Origin of the sequence: Limnospira sp. PMC 1279.21 (assembly GCF_032349615.1) — a bacterium.
Taxonomy (GTDB): Bacteria; Cyanobacteriota; Cyanobacteriia; order Cyanobacteriales; family Microcoleaceae; genus Limnospira; species Limnospira fusiformis.
The window spans coordinates 1-1,516 of the sequence record NZ_JARPLU010000380.1; the positions used below are offsets into that span (position 1 = coordinate 1).

General features: G+C 45.6%; 3 protein-coding genes. All 3 read left to right on the top strand.

Going from position 1 to position 1,516, the window contains the following annotated elements; translation table 11 throughout:
• Nucleotides 1-412: 412 nt before the first annotated feature.
• The 3 genes from gvpA (at nucleotide 413) to P5683_RS24765 (ending at nucleotide 1,444) form a co-directional block, all read left to right on the top strand.
• Nucleotides 413-631 carry a gas vesicle structural protein GvpA gene (gene gvpA, locus P5683_RS24755; RefSeq protein WP_006616598.1) on the top strand — a complete coding sequence of 73 codons (219 nt, stop codon included), beginning with the start codon at nucleotides 413-415 and terminating at the stop codon, nucleotides 629-631.
• Nucleotides 632-860: 229 nt separating this feature from the next.
• Nucleotides 861-1,316, top strand: coding sequence for a gas vesicle protein GvpC (gene gvpC / locus P5683_RS24760; RefSeq protein WP_233497988.1), 456 nt, complete (start codon nucleotides 861-863; stop codon nucleotides 1,314-1,316).
• A complete protein-coding gene (locus P5683_RS24765; RefSeq protein WP_008049827.1) occupies nucleotides 1,307-1,444 on the top strand; it encodes a hypothetical protein in 138 nt (45 codons plus the stop codon). Before gvpC ends, P5683_RS24765 begins: the two co-directional genes overlap by 10 nt.
• Nucleotides 1,445-1,516: the final 72 nt, after the last annotated feature.

Here is a 1,516-nt window from a genome sequence, read left to right on the forward strand (position 1 = left end):
TAATTATTACCAAAATGCTTGACATTATACCCAAGTACTGATAGACTCCAAATCGTTGTCGTAGGATGATGCTCCATAGCTGTTTAAGGGTGGACGTGAAGTACATAGCCTGTATATCTTGGTTTTAAAAAGGCGATTTGTACGTGACAATAGTCCTCTTTGAACAGAATGTTGGAGGCTTTGAGAGATACCTTCACCAATGGCATGATTGCCTCACTATTGATTGTATCATACTCAGAAGCTTCGGGCTATTGCCACATTCTTGACGGTTAAATCTGTCTGGATTCTGTATGACGGAGGATAACAGGACTTCCCTGGTAGCCTGGTCAACAGTAATACTAGCAACAATCTACCATCACAGCCTAGCTGGACGGTGGGGGTGTCAATATGAAAATTAAGAGGTAATTGACTCATGGCAGTTGAAAAAGTAAACTCATCTTCGAGCTTGGCTGAGGTTATTGATCGTATCCTAGATAAAGGGATTGTAATTGATGCCTGGGTTCGTGTTTCCTTAGTGGGCATAGAACTGTTATCGGTAGAAGCAAGGGTTGTGATTGCATCTGTGGAAACTTACCTCAAATATGCAGAAGCTGTGGGTCTAACGGCTCAAGCTGCTGTTCCTTCTGTATAAAGGGTTTCACAGTTAACTAGCGGTCGGACATCTGATTCTGTCTTCTGATTAAGTCCATCTAGCTACAGCCTGAATCTGAGTCGGAAAGCCAATGCCTGAGTTTCAGGGGGCTATATGATTCTCTAGGGAAAACCCTAAAGTAAGGCTGACAGGAAAGACTACAGAAAACCACAGAAAACCACAGATGTCCGATGCTTAACCACCAACTGGGGGGATATCCTTAAGTACTATGGCGTTACAGGATGATTGGCAACAAAGCCACCTAGAGCGTCGCCAGGTTTTGGCTGAAAGCCAAAAACAGATTTGGGCGACGATCGGTTTATGGCAACGAGAACGATACAGCCAGGCGATCACTCAAAAACAAGATCGACAGGCTTTTGTATCTCAATTAAAACAAGAAAATCAAGCCTTTTTGGCAGACGCTCATAATAACCATCGTCAGCAAGCAGAACAACTAGCTGAGGATTTAAAAGAGTTTGTGCGATCGCTTCAGAAAGAAACTGCTACCTTTCTGGAGGAGAGCGCCCAGTCCCGAGCCGAAAAAGCTGAGGAATTAGCGCAGGAGTTACGGGATTTTCGGGCGGAACTTCGAGATACGGTTGCTCAATGGCAACAGCAGTGGCAACAACAGGACCAGGAAAGAGCTGCCGGTCGCCGAAAACTCGCCCAGCAGGTATGGCAATAGTTCAATATGATCTGATCCGCACCATTATGGCTGAAAACTTGCTACAGCCAATCCAAGAGGCGAAAGCCGAACGCCTAGCAGGTATTCAGTCCATGTTTGAGGATATGGGTAAGTTTCGGATGCAATGACAAGAGTATCGTCGGGAACGGGAAAAGTCGGTTTGGGGTGGTGAAAGGGTGAAATCGACCCCAGCAACGCCT